The sequence below is a fragment of the Gordonia neofelifaecis NRRL B-59395 genome, assembly GCF_000192435.1.
Classification (GTDB): Bacteria; Actinomycetota; Actinomycetes; order Mycobacteriales; family Mycobacteriaceae; genus Gordonia; species Gordonia neofelifaecis.
The window spans coordinates 260,770-275,413 of sequence record NZ_AEUD01000004.1 but is presented as its reverse complement, the minus strand read 5'-3'; the positions used below and the strand labels follow the sequence as shown (position 1 = coordinate 275,413).

Genomic DNA, 14,644 nt, shown 5'->3' with positions numbered 1-14,644 from the left:
GGACCCTCGGACAATTCTCTTCGGCGCTCGTCGCGGCCCGCGTTAGCCTGGGGGTATGAGCATCCAGGTAACGCTGACCGACGACTACACCGGCGACGTCTCGCCCGACCCCGACCGTCACGGTGCGCACGCCCAACGCCGCGTGCTCGACAACGCGACGATCACCAAGATGTCGGTCGGCCCGATGGACAACAACGTCTACATCATCACCGACGCGGTCACGGGGAAGAGTCTGTTGATCGACGCCGCGAACGACCCGGAGACGATCCTCGCCCTGCTCGACGCCCTGCCGGGTGAGGTCGTGCAGATCCTCACGAGCCACGGCCACTTCGATCACTGGCAGGGACTCGAAGAAGTCAACCGCGTGCTCGCCGTCCCGACCGTCGTCGGTGCCGCTGACGCCGACGAACTGCCGCTCGCTCCGGACCTCCGCCTCACCGGCGGTGAGACCGTTCGGATCGGCGACGCGACACTCGAGGTGATCGCGATCCCCGGGCACACCGCGGGTTCGGTCACGCTGGCGCTGACCGAGAACTCGGGCCGGGTCCACCTCTTCACCGGCGACACCCTGTTCCCCGGCGGCGTCGGCAAGACCTGGCAGCCCGGAGACTTCGAGATCCTGCTCGACGGCGTCACGGAGAAGCTCTTCGACCGGTTCGGCGACGACACCGTCGTCTACCCCGGCCACGGCAAGGACACCACGCTCGGTGCCGAGCGACCGCATCTGCAGGAGTGGCGCGAGCGCGGCTGGTGACGTCACACCTCGCTGCGACTTCGCGCCCTGAGCTGAGGGTGTGACGTCGCAACGAGGGTGTGTCCGCCGGGACGACGCACGCGGCACGGGTCCGCCGAAGCCGGTAAGATTGAGCGACTGTGACAGCGTCGAACCCGTCTTCCTCCGCCGCCCCCGCCGATTCCGATGCCAGAGTCGTTCAGGAGCAGGTGCACTTGGACTCCGTGTACGCGCGACTGGACCGCATGCGCGCCAACACACGCCGTCGTCTGAGTGAGACCCTGCGCGAATCGGCGGGCACCCCGCAGGCGCTCTCGGAGCGCGAATCGTACGAGCGGATGTACAACGAGGACCTCACCAAGTTCGACGCCGCCGAGCACAACCTCTACTTCGGCAGGCTCGACCTGACCGACGAGGCCCTGGCCGACGAACCGGTGGACGCTCGCGGCGAGCCGACCGAACGGACCCGTCGCCCGGCCGTTCTATCTGGCCCCGCCCGCCGCACCGGAAGGCGTCGAGCGGCGCCGGCACATCCGGACCCGGTCGCGGACCGTGCGCGGCGTCTCCGACGAGTACCTGCAGTCGGGACGCATCGACGGCGAAAGAGCGGACGTCAGCGTCGTCAACGAGTCGGCGCTCGTCGACGCGCTGAATGCCGCGCGCACCGGCGAGATGACCGACATCGTCGAGACGATTCAGCGCGAACAGGACGAGATCATCCGCTCGACTCATCGCGGCGTCCTCGTCGTCCAGGGCGGACCTGGAACGGGCAAGACCGCCGTCGCGCTGCACCGCGCCGCCTACCTGCTGTACACCCACCGCGAGATCCTCTCGCGCAGCGGCGTGCTGATCATCGGCCCCAACGACGACTTCCTGCGGTACATCGGGCAGGTGCTCCCCTCGCTCGGCGAGACGGGAGTGCTCCTCTCGACCATCGGCGACCTGTTCCCCGACATTCACGCGGCGGGCCGGGACACCCGCGCCGCCGCGTCGATCAAGGGCGACCAGCGCATGCTCGCCGTCCTCCGCGCCGCCGTGCGCGCCCAGCAGTCACTGCCGGGCCCCGGCGTCTCCGTGACGTTCGACGGGTACGACCTCGCGATCGACAACGAGATCGTCAAGACCGCGCGCGCCGCCGCGCGCGCCACGCGCCGGGCTCACAACCTGGCGCAGCGGACGTTCATCCGCGTGGCTCTCGACGAGCTCGCCGCCCAGCACGCGAGAACGATCGGATCGAGCGAGCTGGACGGGTCGCCCCTGCTGACCAGCGCCGACCTCGACGACATCCGCCACGAGTTGGAACTCGACGACGCCGTGGTCCGTGCCGTGACCGCGTTCTGGCCTCAGCTCACGCCCCAGGGCGTCCTCCGCGATCTGTACGCCGATCCGGCCTACCTGAGGAAGTCGACGCGTGGCTGGACAGACGCCGATCGCGAAACCCTGTACCGGCCGTCCGCTCCCCGACCGGCGGACGCCGACCTGTCACCCGCCGACGTCCCGCTGCTCGACGAGTTGGCCGAGCTCGTCGGCTACCGGACCGATGAGGCCGATCGCGCCGAGCGCGCCCGCTGGCGCCAGCAGTTGTCGGAGGCGCAGGACGCGCTGGACATCCTCACCGGCTCGGCACCGCAGGATCTCGAGGACGATCTCGACCCCGAGATCCTGATGGCGTACGACCTCATCGACGCCGAGCAACTCGCCCAGCGACAGGAGCACTCCCAGTACCGCACCACCGCCGAGCGCGCGTACACCGATCGCACGTGGACGTTCGGGCACGTGATCGTCGACGAGGCACAGGAACTGTCGTCGATGGCGTGGCGCATGGTCATGCGCCGCATCCCGAATCGGTGGATGACGGTGATCGGCGACACCGCGCAGACCGGCGACGCCGCGGGCAGTACCTCGTGGTCAGACGTCTTCACCCCGTACGTCGCGAACCGGTGGCGGTTGGCCGAGCTGACGATCAACTACCGCACACCGTCAGAGATCACCGACTACGCGAACCGCCTCCTGCCGCGGATCAGTCCCGATCAGAAACCGCCGAGGTCGTTGCGCAGCAATGGAATCGAGCCTTATGCGGTGCAGGCCGAGCAGGGCGACGGACCGCGCGCCGCGGCCCGACTGGCCACCTCGGCGCAGTGGCCGGGCCTGACGACGGTCATCACTGCGGACGCGTCCGCCGACGACGCACGCGACCAGATCTCGCCGATCGATCCCGATCTCGCGGTGCATGCGATCACCTCGTCCAAGGGACTGGAATTCGACAACGTCATCGTTCTGGAGCCGCTCGATCTGGTGAGCGGCTCGCCGCGCGGGTTGTCGGACCTGTACGTCGCTTTGACCCGCGCCACCCAGCGAGTGATCGTGATTCACGAAAAGGGCCTGCCCGAAGACCTCGAAGATCTTCCGGCAGGCCCCTGATCGGGTCGTTCCGCTACTACGTGGTGTGGACGATCAGCACGTCGCAGGCAGCCTTGCGCGCGACGTCCGCGGGCACCGATCCGAGCAGACGGCCCGCGATCGAGTTCAAGCCCTTGTTGCCGACGACCAGCAGGTCGGCCTGCACGTCGACGACGAGCTGCAGCAGGGCGTCGACCGGAGCGCCCTGAATGGCGCGCTGCACGACCTTGGTCGCGCCGGCCCCGGTCGCCCGCTCCTTCGCGGTGCGCAGGATCTCTTCGGTCGGCGATGAGCCCATGACCTGATACGCCTCGTCCCGCAACGTGTCGGTGGCCGCGCTCGCCGCCTTCCCGTCGTTCGGGAAGTAGGCGCACGCGATCACGACGGTGGCGTCGCCCGAGATCGCTCCCGCCCGCTCGACCGCCTTCATCGACGACTCCGAGCCGTCCGTGCCGACCACAATCGTGGTGTAACCGCTCATGGTTGTGATTCCCTCCAGATGCGACGTGGGTCGAGACGCGAAACGAATCCCGCGTTCGAGCCCAGGAATGCGTTGCTCGTGACGAACATACCCTGACTACCCGCCGAACTGCGTCACTTGATACCTGCCGCGTCCATTCCCCGCAATTCTTTCTTCAAATCCGCGATCTCGTCGCGCAGTCGCGCCGCGAGTTCGAACTGGAGATCACGCGCCGCATTCATCATCTGATCAGTGAGTTGTTGCACCAGATCAGCCAATTCGGCTCGCGGCATCCCCGATGTGTCGCGGTTCTCGATGACCCCGGAGCTTGCGACCTTCGACACTTCACCCTGAGCTCGCCTGCCGCGACTGGCATTTCGACCGGAGCCACCGATCTCCACGGAGTCGTCGGCCTCGGCGTAGACCTGATCCAGGATGTCGGCGATCTTCTTCCGCAAAGGCTGCGGATCGACGCCCTTCTCCTCGTTGTAGGCGATCTGCTTGGCACGGCGGCGGTCGGTCTCCTCGATCGCATTCGCCATCGAATCGGTGATCTTGTCCGCATACATGTGGACCTCACCGGACACGTTTCGCGCCGCGCGGCCGATGGTCTGAATCAACGAGGTCGTGCTCCGGAGAAAGCCCTCCTTGTCCGCATCGAGAATCGCCACGAGCGAGACCTCCGGCAGGTCGAGTCCCTCACGAAGCAGATTGATGCCGACGAGGACGTCATACTCTCCACTGCGCAGTTGCCGGAGCAGTTCCACTCGGCGCAGCGTGTCCACCTCCGAATGGAGATAGCGGACGCGGATGCCGAGTTCCAGCAGATAGTCGGTGAGGTCCTCCGCCATCTTCTTGGTGAGCGTGGTGACCAAGATGCGTTCATCGCGTTCGGTGCGCTCGCGGATCTCGTGCACCAGGTCGTCGATCTGCCCCTTCGTCGGTTTGACGACGATCTGCGGATCGAGGAGGCCCGTCGGCCGGATCACCTGCTCCACGAACTCGCCACCGGACTGTCCCAGTTCGTACGCACCGGGCGTAGCGGACAGGTAGACGGTCTGCCCCACCCGGTCGACGAACTCGTCCCACGTCAGCGGACGGTTGTCGACCGCCGAGGGCAACCGGAATCCGTACTCGACGAGGTTTCGCTTGCGCGACATGTCGCCCTCGTACATCGCGCCGATCTGCGGGACCGTCACATGCGACTCGTCGATGACCAGCAGGAAGTCGTCCGGGAAGTAGTCGAGCAGGGTCGCCGGGGCGGTCCCCGGTCCGCGACCGTCGATGTGCCGCGAATAGTTCTCGATGCCCGAGCAGAAGCCCACCTGCCGCATCATCTCGAGGTCGTACGTGGTCCGCATCCGGAGACGCTGGGCCTCGAGCAGCTTGCCCTTCGCCTCGAGATCGGCCAGCCGTTCCTCGAGTTCCTTCTCGATGCTCTCCATCGCGACGGCCATCCGCTCCGGCCCGGCGACATAGTGGGTGGCCGGAAAGATCCGGAGCGAATCGACTTTCCGCACCACGTCGCCGGTCAGCGGATGCAGGTAGTAGAGCGAGTCGACCTCGTCGCCGAAGAACTCGATGCGGACCGCCAGCTCCTCGTACGACGGGATGATCTCGACCGTGTCACCGCGGACCCGGAACCCGCCGCGGGTGAACGAGACGTCGTTCCGGGTGTACTGCACGTCCACCAGCAGCCGGAGCAGCGCATCGCGGTCGATCGTCTGGCCCACCGACAACTCCACCGACCGGTCCAGATACGACTGCGGCGTGCCCAGGCCGTAGATGCAGGAGACCGACGCGACCACGACCACGTCGCGGCGCGACAGCAGACTCGAGGTCGCCGCGTGCCTGAGGCGCTCGACGTCGTCGTTGATCGAGCTGTCCTTCTCGATGTACGTGTCCGTCTGCGCGATGTACGCCTCCGGCTGGTAGTAGTCGTAGTACGACACGAAGTACTCGACGGCGTTGTGCGGCAACATCTCTCGCAGCTCGTTCGCAAGCTGCGCGGCCAGCGTCTTGTTCGGCGCCATCACCAGTGTCGGACGCTGGACCTTCTCGATGAGCCATGCCGTCGTCGCGGACTTACCGGTACCCGTCGCGCCGAGCAGCACGATGTCACGCTCGCCAGTGTTCAAGCGGCGTTCCAGGTCCGCGATCGCCGTCGGCTGATCGCCCGCAGGCTCGTACTCGCTGACGACCTCGAACCTGGAGTCCTTGCGCTCGATCTCCCCGATCGGCCGGAACTCCGAGTGCGCGATGACCGGTTTCTCCGCTGGAAATGCCATGCCCCCAGCGTAGACGCGGGGTCGGACAACGGCGGTCCGTCGAGTTCCGGCCGTCCAACCAGCTCCCTTTTGTCAGACCTCCGGTGCACAATCGAGTCACCGTTCACCCACGTCGATGGAGATCGCGATGTCCACCCCCACGCCGCCCGTCACCGCCATCACTCTCGGAGTCCGCGACGTCGGCCGATCGACGGCCTTCTATACCGACGGACTCGGGTTCCCGCTCATCAACGCGATTCCCGGCGAGATCACGTTCGTCCAGATCGGCCCCGGGTTGATGCTCGCCCTGTGGAACGTCGCTTCGATGCCCAGCGAGTACGGAGCCGTCGGACACGGTGAGCTGGCACCGCCGATGTCCTTGGGACACAACGTCGCCGATGCCGACACCGTACGAAGGATGTACGCCGCAGCGGTCGCCGCGGGCGCCGAACCCGTCAATCCGCCGACGGATCAGGAATGGGGCGGCACCAGTGCCTGCGTCGCCGATCCCGACGGCTTCCGCTGGGACTTCGTGTTCAATCCGGCGTTCTCGGTCGGGTCTGACGGATCGGTACGAGGTGTCTGAGAGGTGTCTGGCAACGTGAGCAGTGCCGCTCCACATACGCCAGAATGAAGCCACCCGACTTCGACCGAAGGGACCGTACGCCCATGACCTCGAACGCCTCGATGACCGATTCGGTTCCCGACGATCAGTCACACGCATCCGGCCCGGGGGTGTCTCGGCGGAGATTCGTCGCAGGCGCAGGAGTAACAGTCGGCGCCGTTGCTCTCGGTGTCGGGCTCACGGCATGCGGATCGAGCGAGGATCCACCCCGCGGTGTCACGCCGCCGGCCGGGTCTCCCGCAGGCACATTGGCTGCGACCGCCGACGTCCCAGTCGGCGGCGGCGTCATCGCCGGAGACGTCGTCATCACTCAACCGACGCAGGGCTCTTTCCAGGGATTCACCGCCACCTGTACGCATGCCGGATGCTCGCTGTCCGGAGTCAGCGACGGGACGATCAACTGCCCGTGCCACGGCAGCAAGTTCCACCTCGACGGCACGGTCGCGAACGGTCCGGCATCCGAGCCGCTGAAGCCGGTCGCGGTCCGGGTAGACGGTGCCAATGTCATGAAGGCCTGACCCGGATCGACAGCCCTCGGACGATTGTGCTCGCCGCACAACGACCGTCCGGAAGTCTGGCCTCGCGGGCCGTATCTCCACTCTCCTCACCTCAATAGCGTCTTACCTCACAGACAGTGAGGAAAGGTGATCTGAGTGACCACGACCGCAACGTACTTCCCGTGGGACAACGCATCGCGAGGTGCGGCGCCCTGCATTCGCGACGACGACGCCGCGTACACGTACGCCGAGTTCGCCGCCCGCGTCGAAGCCTGCGCCGAGCAGTTGTCCGGTCACGGAGTCCGCGACGGCGACGTGGTCGCCACCTTCCTGCCGAACAGGTCCGAGCTGATCCTGGTCATGGCCGCCGCATGGCGGATCGGCGCCGCGGCCACCCCTGTCAATCCAGCGTTCACCGTCGACGAGGCGGCCTATCAACTCGACGACGCCGGCGTCCGGGTCATCGTCAGTGATCGGCCCATCGGCGACCGCGACGTCATCGACGTCGCCGATCTCGCGACCGCGCCCACGCAGGCGTGGCAGCCGCCCGCGACGCCGGCACCCGAGTCCGTCGCGCTCCTCATCTACACGTCGGGCTCCACCGGGCGGCCGAAGGGCGTTCAGCTCACGCACGCGAATCTCCGCTACATGGCGACGACCATGGCCGGCCTGCAGGAACTGACACCCGCCGACCACGCCCTCGTCATCCTTCCGCTGTTCCACGTCAACGCGATCTGCGTGACCGTGTTGACCCCGTTCATCGCCGGCGCGCAGGTGAGCATCGTCCCGAAGTTCTCGGTCGGCGGGTTCTTCGCCGACGTCGAGAGGCTCCGGCCCACCTACTTCTCGGGCGTCCCGACCATCTACGCGCTGCTCGTGTCGTCGCCGCAGGCCGCCGCGGCCGACCTGTCGTCGCTCCGCTTCGGCATCTGCGGAGCCGCCCCGATCTCACGGGAACTCCTCACGCTCATCGGCGACCGCTTCTCCTTCCCCATCTTTCGCCCGCTCAGGCGGTTTCGCTGTACGGCGATCTGATGCCCGGGCGGATCCGGCGGTCGTATCAGCGTTATCGGGTGGGCGCCGCGGCGTTCAAGGTCGATTTCGCCGTGCGCGGCGACATCCCCTGGCGCGATCCGGACTGCGCCCGCGCGGGCACCGTCCATCTGGGCGGTTCGTTCGAGGAGGTGCGCCTGGCGGAGAAGCTGCGCGACCGCGGCGAGATGCCGGATCGGCCCTTCGTCCTGCTCGGACAGCAGTACGTCGCCGATCCCACGCGGAGTTCGGGCGGGATCAATCCGATCTACTCGTACGCGCACGTTCCGGCGGGATACGCCGGCGACGCCACCGAGGCGGTCGTCTCGCAGATCGAGCGCTTCGCACCGGGCTTCCGCGACATCATCGTCGAACAGCGGACGACCACCGTGCCGCAGATGGCCGAGTACAACCTGAACTACGCCGCGGGCGACATCATCGGCGGCGCCAACGACGGGTTGCAGATGCTGCTCCGCCCGCGAGCGGCGATCGACCCGTACTTCACCGGTGTCGACGGCGTCTTCCTCTGTTCGCAGTCGACACCCCCCGGTGCCGGCGTCCACGGGCTCTGCGGATACAACGCGGCCGAGTCCGCGCTGCGACGGCATCGACGAGGAGCACGCCGCCGATGAGCGATCTGGTGACGCAGCGTGCCGCTGCGGTCGGCCGCAAGATGCGGGAGGATCTGCTGGGACTGTCCGGCGGCATCACCGATACGCTCGCCGGCGGGATCGACCAGCTCGACGACGATCCGGTCCTGGTCGAGATGCTCGGGGCCAGTGTGCACGGCAATGTCACCAACATCGTCGACATGCTGGCCGGCGACATTCCGCTGAGCAACCTGCAACCGCCGACCGCCGCCGTCGAGTACGCGCTACGCCTCGCGCAGCGGGAGATCCCGTCGAACGCACTGGTCCGCGCCTATCACATGGGCCAGAACTACTCGCTCCAGGTGATCTACCGGATCATCACCGAGATGAATCTGCCTGCACAGGAGGCGCTCGACCTCACCGCGGCCGTCTCCGAGTCGATCTACCGATACATCGACTGGATCACCGGCTACGTCTTCGAGGCCTACGAGAACGAGCGCAGGCGGTGGGCCGGCGTCAACGGAACGGCGCTCACCACCACGGTCCACAATCTGTTGGCCTCCCCCGAATCGTCGGCGGACGAGTTCGAACGCGACACCGCGTATCGGCTCGACCGCGTACATCAGTCCGCGGTCCTCTGGATCGACGATCGGTCGGGCGTGGAACTGGCGGAGCTCGACCGGATTGCGCGACGCGCTGCGGTCGCCAGCCGGTCCGACGGTCCGCCGCTGGTGACGCCGGTCGATCGGTCGACGGTATGGGTGTGGGTTCCGTACCCGGGACCACGCCCGCGCGCACGCTCCGCCGAGTCGAGTTCGGGACTCGTGTTCGATCGGTTGCCGACCGGTGTACGCGCAGCTGTCGGCCAGCGGTGCTCCGGGGCCGCAGGCTTCCGGCGCAGCCACGAGCAGGCACTCGCCGCGCTGCGAGTCGCCTCGGTTCCGGGGAGCCCCACTGGAGCGCGGATCGGCTACGACGATCCCGGGATCGCGGTCTCGGCCCTGCTCGGGCAGGACGTCGACACGACTGCGGCCTGGGTCCGGGAGGTGCTGGGCGACCTCGCCTCGGACTCACCGGCCACCGCACCGCTGCGCGAGACCCTGGCCGTGTTCCTCGCGACGGCTGACAGCCACGTGCGGACCGCGGCACGGCTCAATCTGCACCGGAACACCGTGAAGTACCGCGTCGACAAGGCGCTGTCGATGATCGGCGCCGAGCGCGATCGGCTCGATCTCGCCGTCTCGCTGACCGCATGCGAATTGCTGGGTTCGCTGGTCCTCGCCGCTCGCTGAACGCGCCGACTCGGACCGCCGCATATGACAAGCTGAGGCCATGGCCGACGTGCATCCGCCCAAACGCGAGGTCTTCGACGTCGCCGCGATGACGAACACCGACAACAAGGGCTTCGTCCGACCGGTGCTCGACTACCGCGTCACCGATTACGGCCTGTACATGTCGCGGACCGCCGATCATCCGCGGTTCACGCATCTGGAGACGTGGCTGCTCCCCGCACTCGGCTTGCGCGCCAACATCTTCCACTTCGTCGACGGCTATCGCGAGGGCCAACGGCTGTATCTGGACGTCGGTGCGTTCTCCGGCCCCGACGCAGACGGGCGCTGGCACGCCGTCGACTGGTATCTCGACCTGGTCGACCAGCCGGGACAGCCCCTCGAGCTGATCGACGTCGACGAACTGTTCGAGGCTCACACCGCCGGCCATCTCACCACCGCCGAAGCCGAGGACGCCATCCGGATCGCCTCCTCGACGATGGGCGGCCCCGCCGTGTCCGGCGGCGTACAGGCATGGCTCGACGCGCAGGTGGGTACACCACTCGAATGGCTCGACGGGGACTGAACGCAGGTTTCCGACGAACGTGTGACAGACTCCGAGGCGATCTCTCATCTGCCTCACAGGAAGTCCGCCGTCGATGACGACTCCCACACCACCCGAACAGCCCTCGCCCGGGTCCGATCCGACTGTGCCCCAGGGCATGCCCGGCCCACAGCCCGACCAGCCCACCGTTCAGCAGGGCCAGCCGATTCCCCCGCAGGGGCAGCCAGTTCCTCCGCAAGGTCAGCCGTTCCCGCCGCAGGGACAGCCCGGCGCACCGGGCCAGTATCCCGCGTACGGCCAGGCGGTTCCGCCGGCAGGCGGCTACGCACCCGTGGCCGGAGCCCCCGGTTACGCACCGCCGCCCCCGGCGAAGAAGGGCGGGCTCCGCCGCGTCATCGTCGTCGCCGCGGTGATCGTGGCTCTCGCGATCGCAGGTGCGATCGCGTCCGCGGTCCTGAAGGACAAGGACAGCGGGACCTCGGTCGACTCGAGCCCGGTCGGATCGTGCCTCACCGTGACGAGCGAGGGCATGAACGTCAATACGAAGGCGATCGACTGCGCGGACACCAGTTCCCTGTCCTACATCGTGGGCGCCAAGCTCGACACCCAGGACGCATGCAAGAGCGGGAACTACGACTACTACGTCTACGAGACCGGCACCGGTGCCGCCGACAAGGTGATGTGCCTGATCCCAAACTACCGGGTCGGCACGTGCTATGAGATGTCGGACATCGCGGTCGGCGTCGATCTGAAGACGGTCGCCTGCTCCGAGACCTCGTCGATGATGACCGCTCGCTACAAGATCACCGAGCGCGTCAGCTCGAAGACCGTGCCCAACTGCAGCAATGCCGAGAAGCAGCAGGCCTTCACCTACGACGTGCAGACCGACCCGGCCAGCCAGATCGGTTTCTGCGGGGAGATCCTGGGCGACTACACCTGGAAGTGATCGACCCCGACGTCCCGGCCTCGCGCTGATCGTCGACCGTCATCGGAACTATTCCCGAATGATGCCGTCGACGAGCCGCGCGAGGCCGAACTCGTATGCGTGATCGACGTTCCCGGGGCCGGCGAAGAGTTCGCCGACCGTCGATCCGACTCGCGACGAGATCGGATACCGTCCCGCAGGCATCGCCTCGGCGAGCGACGGTCCGGCCACCTCCCACCACTGGGCGTCCGTCATCCCCGAGTCGGCGTACGTCACGTCCCGGTCGACCCGCGACCGTGCACTGCCGACCGCGAACGCCCGCAGTGACGCGATGACCGCGTCCAGGTCGACGTCGCCCCAGGTTCGACCGTCGATCTCCGCGGCGGTCGTCAGCGCGGCCAACTGCGACTCGTAGCGGGCCGACGAACCCGGGCCGGGCACCGGCCGCCACGCGGGCACGTCGAGCAGCCACGGATGTCTGACCACCTCGCGCCGGTACTGAGAGGCGATGGCGCGGAGCACTTCCCGGAGCCCGCGATCGGATGCGATCGCCTCGTCCTCCGTCGCCACCGCGTCGACCATCAGCGCGAGGAGCACCTCGCGGTTGGGGACGTAGGTGTACAGACTCATCGGCCGCAGCCCCACCTCCGCGGCGAGCAGGCGCATCGACAGCTTGGCCAGCCCCTGCGCGTCGGCGAGACCGATCGCGGTGCGCACCACCTCTGCCAGGCTCGTCCGCTGGCGCGGGCCGGGCCGCGGCGATCGTCGGTCGCCGTGCCACAGCAGATCGATGGTCCGCCGGATGTCATCGGCACTCTGCGCCATCCTCGACAGCCCCCTCGATCGAGCGTACGGTGTTAGTTCCGTACATCGTACGGTATTAATCACCGATTCCCCGAGGACGCACCCTGACTTCGTCTCCTGAAACACGCCTGCAGGCCACTTACCTGGTCGACCGTCATGCTTTCGCGTTGTGGTCGCCGGACGACGCGCCGACGGACGACGGTCCGACGATCCGCGTCCCGCTCCCCGACGGCTATGGGCGGGCGCGCACGCTGACACCTACCGAGGTCGCATGCCGAATCGTCGACGTCGAGCATCTCCCCGACGCGGCATCGCCGTCCGCCGTCGCCTGGCGGAAGCTGGCCGTCGACCCGGGCGTCGACGTCGATCTGCCGCCGGCCGGGTACGCGGCGCTCAACGCCGTCGGTGACGCCGTCGTGTCCGAGGTGTACGCGCGCCGCACGTTCGCCTCGACCCGCGACGCGGCGGTCGCGATCGGTGAACGGCTGACCGGCGATCTACGGCCCTATCAGCTTCGCGGCGTCACCTGGCTCGACGAGGTCCGCGAGCAGGGCGGCGGAATCCTGGCCGACGAGATGGGCCTCGGTAAGACGCTGCAGACCATCGCGCACCTGGTGCACGCCGATCGCGGCCCTGCGCTCATCGTGTGTCCGACCGGCCTGGTGACGAACTGGATCAGGGAGATCGCTCGTTGGGTGCCCGATCTGCACGCCGTCGACTACCGCGGCGGCGCACTTCCCGACTTGCCGACCGGCACCGCCGTCGTCGTCACCGGATATCCGACCCTGCGGCGACACGCGGCAGTGCTGGCCGAGCGCACGTGGGCGACTGCCGTCTTCGACGAGGCACAGGCCCTCAAGAACTCGCGCACCCAGGTGTCGCGGGCGGCCCGCGCCTTGGCCGCCGACGCCCGGATCGCGCTCACCGGTACACCCGTCGAGAACAACCTCGACGAGCTCTGGGCACTGCTGAACCTCGTGGCTCCCACCGCATTCGGCAACCGTGCACTGTTCCGCAGGCGATACAGCCTTCCGATCCAGAACGGGTCGGCCGACGCGAAGCGCCGGATGCACGACGCGATCTCCGGTCACGTGCTGCGCCGGACCAAGGCCGACGTCGCCGCCAGCCTCGGCCCGAAGCTCCACACCGACGTCGAATGCGATCTCACCGATGAGCAGGCACGCATCTACGACGCGATCCTCGACGACGCCGAGAACGCCGGATTCGGAACCGGAATGGCACGCCGCGGCGCCATCCTCACCGCACTCACCCGGCTCAAGCAGGTCTGCAATCACCCCGGACTGACCGGCTCGGAGGCGGTTACCGCCGGCGACCTCTCCGGTCGCTCCGGAAAGCTCGACGTCTGTACCGACATCGTCGAATCGAACCTCGAGAACGATTCCCCCACCGTCGTTTTCACTCAGTACCGGCAGACCGGGGAACTGCTGGCCGCACATCTCGGCCAGGTGCTGGGCACGGACGTTCCGTTTCTGCACGGCGGCCTCTCGCGTGCCGAACGCGACCGGATCGTCGACGACTACCAGGCCGGCGCGGGTTGCGGAGTCCTGATCGCGAGTCTCAAGGCGGCCGGAACCGGTCTGACGCTCACACGGGCGGCCGACGTCGTTCATTACGACCGGTGGTGGAATCCCGCGGTCGAGGCGCAGGCGACCGACCGCGTGCATCGCATCGGCCAGGACCGCATCGTCACCGTGACCACGCTGACCACCGCGGGAACCCTTGAGGAGCACATCGCCGCCATGCACGACCGCAAGTCCGCGCTCGACCTCGACGCCGACTCGGGGGCACTGGCCGTCCTCACCGAGCTGTCCGACGAGCGACTGATCGAAGTGCTGCGTCGCAACCGAGCGGAGACCGCGTGAGTACCGGCAGCGCAGAGTTCGGATTCACCGTCTGGGGCCGGGACTTCCTCCGGATCGCGGAGCCGACCCGCGTCACCAGACCGGAGCCCGCCCTGCCGAGAGCGAGGCGCATGGCACGCAATGCGATGAACGACGTGCGCGTGGAGGGACGCCTGATCCGCGGCACCGTCGTCGCAGGCGATGCGGCGTCCGTCGCGTATCTCGAGTTCGCTCCGATGGGACGGAACGCGGCGCAGGCGGTCGCAGACCTGGTCGGCGCCGCACCGGGCCCGTCCGCGTTGACCGACGAGGTCCACGCCTCACTCGGCCCGCAACCGCCGGAACTCGCAGTGGTCGACTGCTCGTGCCGCGCGCGGTCACCGCGATGCGTGCACGTCCTCGCGCTGCTCTACGAGACGATTCGCCTGGTCGACGAGGATCCCCGGCTGGCATTGTCCCTGCGAGGCTTCGGCGACGCTCTCGACGGCGAGGTGCCTGCGGACGACCGCATCGACCCCTGGACGCCGCTGTCCGCACTGGATCCGGCGTCGTTCTACGGGTGAGGTGCGGCTCCACCTGTCGCGCGGCGGTTCGGGTTCACGATTGCGTGACACCG

At 67.7% G+C, this 14,644-nt stretch carries 11 protein-coding genes and 3 pseudogenes; 11 read left to right on the top strand and 3 right to left on the bottom strand.

What is annotated here, in order from left to right; translation table 11 throughout:
* Positions 1-55 precede the first annotated feature (55 nt).
* Both SCNU_RS07060 and SCNU_RS07055 read left to right on the top strand, forming a co-directional pair.
* Positions 56-754: an MBL fold metallo-hydrolase gene (locus tag SCNU_RS07060; protein WP_009678666.1), complete on the top strand. Its 699-nt coding sequence runs from the start codon at positions 56-58 to the stop codon at positions 752-754.
* Positions 755-873: 119 nt separating this feature from the next.
* A pseudogene (locus SCNU_RS07055) lies at positions 874-3,154 on the top strand (HelD family protein).
* A gap of 16 nt (positions 3,155-3,170) precedes the next feature.
* Here the strand turns inward: SCNU_RS07055 and SCNU_RS07050 are convergent.
* Entirely contained in the window at positions 3,171-3,614 is a 444-nt protein-coding gene (locus SCNU_RS07050; RefSeq protein WP_009678664.1) for a universal stress protein, read from the bottom strand.
* 113 nt (positions 3,615-3,727) lie between these two features.
* Positions 3,728-5,881 carry an excinuclease ABC subunit UvrB gene (uvrB, locus tag SCNU_RS07045; protein ID WP_009678663.1) on the bottom strand — a complete coding sequence of 718 codons (2,154 nt, stop codon included), beginning with the start codon at positions 5,879-5,881 and terminating at the stop codon, positions 3,728-3,730.
* Between the two features lie 127 nt (positions 5,882-6,008).
* Between uvrB and SCNU_RS07040 the strand changes: the two genes are divergently transcribed.
* The 7 genes and pseudogenes from SCNU_RS07040 to SCNU_RS07010 all read left to right on the top strand — a co-directional run bounded on the left by SCNU_RS07040 (position 6,009) and on the right by SCNU_RS07010 (position 11,383).
* Positions 6,009-6,446 carry a VOC family protein gene (locus tag SCNU_RS07040; RefSeq protein ID WP_040517927.1) on the top strand — a complete coding sequence of 146 codons (438 nt, stop codon included), beginning with the start codon at positions 6,009-6,011 and terminating at the stop codon, positions 6,444-6,446.
* Between the two features lie 287 nt (positions 6,447-6,733).
* A complete protein-coding gene (locus SCNU_RS21110) occupies positions 6,734-7,003 on the top strand; it encodes a Rieske (2Fe-2S) protein (protein ID WP_009678661.1) in 270 nt (89 codons plus the stop codon).
* 135 nt (positions 7,004-7,138) lie between these two features.
* Positions 7,139-7,978: pseudogene (locus tag SCNU_RS07030) on the top strand (class I adenylate-forming enzyme family protein); the annotation flags it as partial.
* Positions 7,864-8,646 (top strand): annotated as a pseudogene (locus SCNU_RS07025) (phytoene desaturase family protein); the annotation flags it as partial. The pseudogenes SCNU_RS07030 and SCNU_RS07025, both read left to right, overlap by 115 nt.
* Complete coding sequence (locus SCNU_RS07020) at positions 8,643-9,896, top strand: PucR family transcriptional regulator (RefSeq protein ID WP_009678658.1); 1,254 nt, start codon at positions 8,643-8,645, stop codon at positions 9,894-9,896. The pseudogene SCNU_RS07025 and the gene SCNU_RS07020, both read left to right, overlap by 4 nt.
* Before the next feature lie 40 nt (positions 9,897-9,936).
* Positions 9,937-10,458, top strand: coding sequence for a ribonuclease FAU-1 family protein (locus SCNU_RS07015; protein WP_009678657.1), 522 nt, complete (start codon positions 9,937-9,939; stop codon positions 10,456-10,458).
* 73 nt (positions 10,459-10,531) lie between these two features.
* On the top strand, positions 10,532-11,383 hold the full coding sequence (locus SCNU_RS07010) for an LppU/SCO3897 family protein (RefSeq protein WP_083812569.1): 852 nt from the start codon (positions 10,532-10,534) through the stop codon (positions 11,381-11,383).
* A gap of 48 nt (positions 11,384-11,431) precedes the next feature.
* On the opposite strand, the gene SCNU_RS07005 is transcribed toward SCNU_RS07010, so the two are convergent.
* The gene (locus SCNU_RS07005) at positions 11,432-12,187 is read right to left on the bottom strand and encodes a TetR/AcrR family transcriptional regulator C-terminal domain-containing protein (protein WP_009678655.1); all 756 of its coding nucleotides are present in this window, start codon (positions 12,185-12,187) and stop codon (positions 11,432-11,434) included.
* A 146-nt stretch (positions 12,188-12,333) separates the two neighbouring features.
* Between SCNU_RS07005 and SCNU_RS07000 the strand changes: the two genes are divergently transcribed.
* Both SCNU_RS07000 and SCNU_RS06995 read left to right on the top strand, forming a co-directional pair.
* The gene (locus tag SCNU_RS07000) at positions 12,334-14,049 is read left to right on the top strand and encodes a DEAD/DEAH box helicase (RefSeq protein WP_009678654.1); all 1,716 of its coding nucleotides are present in this window, start codon (positions 12,334-12,336) and stop codon (positions 14,047-14,049) included.
* Positions 14,046-14,591, top strand: a complete 546-nt coding sequence (locus SCNU_RS06995) for an SWIM zinc finger family protein (RefSeq protein WP_009678653.1) — start codon at positions 14,046-14,048, stop codon at positions 14,589-14,591. Before SCNU_RS07000 ends, SCNU_RS06995 begins: the two co-directional genes overlap by 4 nt.
* Positions 14,592-14,644 lie beyond the last annotated feature (53 nt).

Bases quoted from the DNA above. Each gene is read 5' to 3' on its own strand.
- SCNU_RS07060 (WP_009678666.1), top strand. From the start codon at position 56: ATGAGCATCCAGGTAACGCTGACCGACGACTACACCGGCGACGTCTCG.
- SCNU_RS07050 (WP_009678664.1), bottom strand. From the start codon at position 3,614: ATGAGCGGTTACACCACGATTGTGGTCGGCACGGACGGCTCGGAGTCG.
- uvrB (WP_009678663.1), bottom strand. From the start codon at position 5,881: ATGGCATTTCCAGCGGAGAAACCGGTCATCGCGCACTCGGAGTTCCGG.
- SCNU_RS07040 (WP_040517927.1), top strand. From the start codon at position 6,009: ATGTCCACCCCCACGCCGCCCGTCACCGCCATCACTCTCGGAGTCCGC.
- SCNU_RS07020 (WP_009678658.1), top strand. From the start codon at position 8,643: ATGAGCGATCTGGTGACGCAGCGTGCCGCTGCGGTCGGCCGCAAGATG.
- SCNU_RS07015 (WP_009678657.1), top strand. From the start codon at position 9,937: ATGGCCGACGTGCATCCGCCCAAACGCGAGGTCTTCGACGTCGCCGCG.
- SCNU_RS07010 (WP_083812569.1), top strand. From the start codon at position 10,532: ATGACGACTCCCACACCACCCGAACAGCCCTCGCCCGGGTCCGATCCG.
- SCNU_RS07005 (WP_009678655.1), bottom strand. From the start codon at position 12,187: ATGGCGCAGAGTGCCGATGACATCCGGCGGACCATCGATCTGCTGTGG.